Annotated in this window: 2 protein-coding genes, 2 tRNA genes, 2 rRNA genes and 1 pseudogene; all 7 read right to left on the bottom strand. The window is 53.3% G+C overall.

The annotated features are described in order from the left end of the window. A 23S ribosomal RNA gene (locus IPN95_28775) occupies nucleotides 1–1,475 on the bottom strand; the annotation flags it as partial. A gap of 195 nt (nucleotides 1,476–1,670) precedes the next feature. Continuing rightward, nucleotides 1,671–1,746 (bottom strand) — tRNA-Ala (locus IPN95_28770). A gap of 15 nt (nucleotides 1,747–1,761) precedes the next feature. Beyond that, nucleotides 1,762–1,839 (bottom strand) — tRNA-Ile (locus IPN95_28765). A gap of 79 nt (nucleotides 1,840–1,918) precedes the next feature. Continuing rightward, nucleotides 1,919–3,477: ribosomal RNA gene (locus IPN95_28760) — 16S ribosomal RNA — on the bottom strand. 358 nt (nucleotides 3,478–3,835) lie between these two features. Next, nucleotides 3,836–4,123 (bottom strand): hypothetical protein, encoded by a 288-nt coding sequence (locus tag IPN95_28755; GenBank protein MBK9453311.1) that lies wholly within the window; start codon nucleotides 4,121–4,123, stop codon nucleotides 3,836–3,838. Between the two features lie 7 nt (nucleotides 4,124–4,130). Then, nucleotides 4,131–4,349 (bottom strand): rubredoxin, encoded by a 219-nt coding sequence (locus IPN95_28750; GenBank protein MBK9453310.1) that lies wholly within the window; start codon nucleotides 4,347–4,349, stop codon nucleotides 4,131–4,133. Nucleotides 4,350–4,353: 4 nt separating this feature from the next. After that, nucleotides 4,354–5,326: pseudogene (locus tag IPN95_28745) on the bottom strand (5-methyltetrahydrofolate--homocysteine methyltransferase).

The raw sequence follows: 5,326 nt of genomic DNA, 5'->3' as shown, positions 1-5,326 counted from the left end.
TATCCTTCTCCGTCCCCCCTTGTACTATATCCACACCAGCGGTACGGGAATATTAACCCGTTTCCCATCGACTACGCTTTTCAGCCTCGCCTTAGGGGCCGACTAACCCTGAGCAGATTAACTTAACTTCAGGAAACCTTAGACTTTCGGCGTGAAGGTTTTTCACCTTCATTTTCGCTACTCGTGTCAACATAAGCTCTTGTGATACCTCCAGCACACCTCACGATGCACCTTCTCAGGCCTACACAATGTTCTCCTACCATCGAAATTTCGATCCGTAGCTTCGGTACTGCACTTAAGCCCCGTTACATTTTCGGCGCAAATTCACTAGACCAGTGAGCTATTACGCTTTCTTTAAAGGATTGCTGCTTCTAAGCCAACCTCCTAGTTGTCTAAGCAATTTCACCTCCTTTTCCACTTAGTGCAGTTTAGGGACCTTAGCTGACGGTCTGGGCTCTTTCCCTCTCGACCATGGAACTTATCTCCCACAGTCTGACTCCCGCGATAGAACTTGACGGCATTCGGAGTTTGTATGGGGTTGGTAATCCGGTGGGACCCCTAGCCCAAACAGTGCTTTACCTCCGTCAGTCAACTCGCGAGGCTATACCTAAATATATTTCGGAGAAAACCAGCTATCACCGAGTTTGATTAGCCTTTCACTCCTATCCACACCTCATCCAAGCAGTTTTCAACCTACAATGGTTCGGGCCTCCATCTCGTGTTACCGAGACTTCACCCTGGACATGGATAGATCACCCGGCTTCGGGTCTACCCCACGCAACTTGACGCCCTGTTAAGACTCGCTTTCGCTACGGCTACACCTGCCGGCTTAACCTTGCTGCGTAGGGTAAGTCGTTGACTCATTATGCAAAAGGCACGCTGTCACATCACATGGATGCTCCAACTGCTTGTAAGCTGACGGTTTCAGTTTCTATTTCACTCCCCTCCCGGGGTTCTTTTCACCTTTCCCTCACGGTACTGGTTCACTATCGGTCACTAGGGAGTATTTAGCCTTGGAAGATGGTCCTCCCAGATTCCCACAAGGTTTCACGTGTCTCGTGGTACTCGGGGACACCCTAGGGTGTTTCAAGATTTCGCGTACCGGATTATCACCGTCTATGATTGGCCTTTCCATACCATTCCGCTATCTCTCCTCAATCCCATGTCGGGGCCCCACAACCCCCATAAAGCAAGCCTATGGGTTTGGGCTATTCCGCGTTCGCTCGCCACTACTTGCGGAATCTCAATTGATTTCTTTTCCTGAGGGTACTGAGATGTTTCACTTCCCCTCGTTCGCTTCCATTACCTATGTATTCAGTAATGGATGACAGAGTTTGAACTCTGCCGGGTTGCCCCATTCGGAAATCTCCGGGTCAAAGCCTGTTAGCAGCTCACCGAAGCTTATCGCAGCTTTCCACGTCCTTCATCGCCTCCTAGTGCCAAGGCATCCGCCGTCAGCCCTTAGTAGCTTAACCATAAGTCTTTTTAAACTAAGTTAGCTCTAAACGCTTGGTGTGATGCCTCGTGCGGTCCTAAGGCCCACTTGCACCAGTATCGAGTCTACAGTTTAAATACCCTGCTATTCAATTGTCAAAGATCAAAAAACTTCGTTAAAAGCTTAAAGTTGAATGTTGAATTGACACTCAACATCCAACCTTACTCTTTTACTATGGTGGAGGTGAACGGGATCGAACCGATGACCTCCTGCGTGCAAGGCAGGCGCTCTCCCAGCTGAGCTACACCCCCACTCTTGGCCATGCCTGGTGGGCCTAGGTGGACTTGAACCACCGACCTCACGCTTATCAGGCGTGCGCTCTAACCAAGCTGAGCTATAGGCCCATGCCCTTGATCTCTCAAAACTGAACAGTAAATAAAGCGGGGTTGATCCCATACAGGCAATGCCTGTATCTTTCCTTATAAAGGAGGTGATCCAGCCCCAGGTTCCCCTAGGGCTACCTTGTTACGACTTCACCCCAGTTACCAGCCATACCTTGGCAGCCTGCCCCCTTGCGGTTAGCTCAACTGCTTCTGGTACAACCGACTCCCGTGGTGTGACGGGCGGTGTGTACAAGGCCCGGGAACGTATTCACCGCGGCATGCTGATCCGCGATTACTAGCGATTCCAACTTCATGGAGTCGAGTTGCAGACTCCAATCCGGACTGAGACCGATTTTATGGGATTGGCTTCACCTCGCAGTGTCGCTGCCCTTTGTATCGGCCATTGTAGTACGTGTGTAGCCCTGGTCATAAAGGCCATGAGGACTTGACGTCATCCCCACCTTCCTCCGGTTTGACACCGGCAGTCCCTTTAGAGTGCCCAGCCGAACTGCTGGCAACTAAAGGCAAGGGTTGCGCTCGTTGCGGGACTTAACCCAACATCTCACGACACGAGCTGACGACAGCCATGCAGCACCTGTCTCCAGACTCTTCCTAATGGAAGCACTCCCAAGTTTCCAAGGGATTTCCGGGATGTCAAGACCAGGTAAGGTTCTTCGCGTTGCATCGAATTAAACCACATACTCCACCGCTTGTGCGGGCCCCCGTCAATTCCTTTGAGTTTTAATCTTGCGACCGTACTCCCCAGGCGGTCAACTTAATGCGTTAGCTGCGACACAGAGGGGATCAACACCCCCTACATCTAGTTGACATCGTTTACAGCGTGGACTACCAGGGTATCTAATCCTGTTTGCTCCCCACGCTTTCGCGCCTCAGCGTCAGTATTCAGCCAGAAAGTCGCCTTCGCCACCGGTATTCCTCCCGATATCTACGAATTTCACCTCTACACCGGGAATTCCACTTTCCCCTCTGATACTCAAGTCTGACAGTTTCAAATGCACTTCCACGGTTAAGCCGTGGGCTTTCACATCTGACTTATCAAACCGCCTACGCGCCCTTTACGCCCAGTAATTCCGAACAACGCTTGCACCCTCCGTATTACCGCGGCTGCTGGCACGGAGTTAGCCGGTGCTTCCTTTAAGGGTACCGTCAAACATGACAGGTATTAGCCATTATGCATTTCTTTCCCTTTGACAGAGCTTTACGACCCGAAGGCCTTCCTCACTCACGCGGCGTCGCTGCGTCAGGGTTGCCCCCATTGCGCAATATTCCTCACTGCTGCCTCCCGTAGGAGTCTGGCCCGTGTTCCAGTGCCAGTGTGGCGGATCATCCTCTCAGACCCGCTAACCATCGTCGCCTAGGTAGGCCATTACCCCACCTACTAGCTAATGGTACGCAGACCCCTCTTCATGCAGTAGCTTAAGTCAGAGGCCACCTTTGCTTGCAAAACTTATGAAAAGCAAGATTATCCGGTATTAGTACCCCTTTCGGTGTATTATTCCAGACACGAAGACAGGTTATCTACGCGTTACTCACCCGTGCGCCACTTTACTCAGGACCGAAGCCGCTTTCGCGTTCGACTTGCATGTGTTAAGCACGCCGCCAGCGTTCGTTCTGAGCCAGGATCAAACTCTCCAGTTTAATATCCTAGCCAGTCACTACGATTGGACTTTTTACTCTCCAATTCAAACCAATACTACTTGGCCCGCTCTTTTACTGTTCAGTTTTCAAAGATCAATTCTCAAGAACACTTGGCCGCGCTGAGCTGGATGGGCGCATGCTTGTTTTTCCGTTTCTGTCAAAAACAAAATCAGCTTGCCGATCTTTTTCTTCCGCTTCTTGTGGAGGGGTCACGGCGGCGAGGGGGCCCCCCCGCTAGGAGAGACGTCGTAATAAGAAATATGTTTTTTGAATCGTTGGATCATTTGGGCACTATGGAAACGAACGGCAACCGTCTGTTTTTTCGAAAAACCAAATTGACCGAAGTGGTTTCCGTCCACTACTCCTTGGCCAACCATTTCCCCAAGGTTTCAACGACTTTTTCCGCCTGCGCCCTGCTGGAAATGTTGAATTTTGACTTAGCCTGGAACTGGCCGTTCCTTTTCTGGTAGCGTCGTATGGTGAACTTATCGGGGCCATAGGTGCCGGCCTGCCGGTCGAGTTCCTGGTACCGGAAGACGATTGTTGCCCAGGCGCCTTTGCTCAGCACCTCCCTGTCCAGTTCCTTGACGACAAGAACCCCGTCCTCCTCGTAGTTGACGGTCAGATTGTCGATTTCTTCGGACATGTACCACTCAAATCTGAGCGCCCGGAATGGCCGGGCGGAGAATGTTGTTCTTAATCCAGCAAATCGAACTGGTCTGTCGACGCATAGCACATGGGCAGACCCACGCTTCCGGCAGATCGGTAAAGGGCGTTCCGGGCAGGACCGTGTTCATCGGGTCGCCGACCGCAGGATCATAGACATACCCACAGTTGGCGCAGATATACCGTTCGGTATCGGTTGCTGACATTTGGCTACACCGCAAAGTATTTGGCCTGGGGGTGATGGACGACGATGGCCGAGGTGGTCTGTTCGGGGACCATCTGCATGTTTTCGGTCAGGGTGATGCCAATCGCCTCGGGCTTGAGGAACTCGAACAGTGGCCGGTGCACGTCGAGATCCGGACAGGCCGGGTACCCAAAGCCAGAACGGGACCCCTGATACTCCTGGGTAACGGCTCCCTGCACATCCTTCACCCCCCCCCCGATGCCCAGTTCACGACGCATGACGCCATGCCAGTACTCCGCCAGGGCATCCGTGACCTCAACGCTGAAGCCGTGCAGCATGAGGTAGTCATGGTACGCGTTTTCCTGGTACAGCCGGGCGGTTTCCTCGCCGATCTGCGCGCCGATGGTCACAACAAAAAAGCCGGCCACGTCCCCGCACCCTCTTCCGCTGACTTGAAATAATCGGCGATGCACAGGAAAGGCGCTTCCGCCTGACGCGGGAAAAGCAAACGTATACTCCTGCCGTCTGCCTCGACGTGCAGGGAATCCTTCCCTGGCGTGACAGCGGAAATACCCGTACGCCACCTTGGGCTGAATCCACCCCTTCTCGAGCGATTGGTGCTGCAGTTGTTCGTACAGGGGCTGGACAGTTCCGTCGATCAACTGCCGGTACTCCGCTGCCGACATCTTGCCGCGCCGGTACCCCCAACGACCGCGAAACAGGGCCTGGGTGTTGACCAGCGGAAATAATTTCGCCGGGTCGATGTCCTGCACGTAGCGCAGGCCGATGAACGGTGGTGCGGGCACCGGGTTGGTCCGATCGAGGACCGTGTCGCGTACGCCGGGCTTCATCGGCTGGACCGCAGCCGCGCTGTCATACCGGGTCGACTGCAGTTTCCCTTCTTCGAACTCGCGTACCGCCTTCAGGCCGGCAAAAGCATCGCTGCAGTAGACCACCGGACCGGAATAATCCGGTACGCAGGATTCGGCGACGAATTTC

It is taken from the genome of Bacteroidota bacterium, from assembly GCA_016718825.1.
In the GTDB taxonomy this organism is placed as follows: domain Bacteria; phylum Bacteroidota; class Bacteroidia; order J057; family JADKCL01; genus JADKCL01.
The sequence above is the reverse complement of the archived record's forward strand: the minus strand, read 5'-3'. Positions and strand labels throughout refer to the sequence as shown.

Bases quoted from the DNA above. Each gene is read 5' to 3' on its own strand.
- IPN95_28755 (MBK9453311.1), bottom strand. From the start codon at position 4,123: ATGTCCGAAGAAATCGACAATCTGACCGTCAACTACGAGGAGGACGGG.
- IPN95_28750 (MBK9453310.1), bottom strand. From the start codon at position 4,349: ATGTCAGCAACCGATACCGAACGGTATATCTGCGCCAACTGTGGGTAT.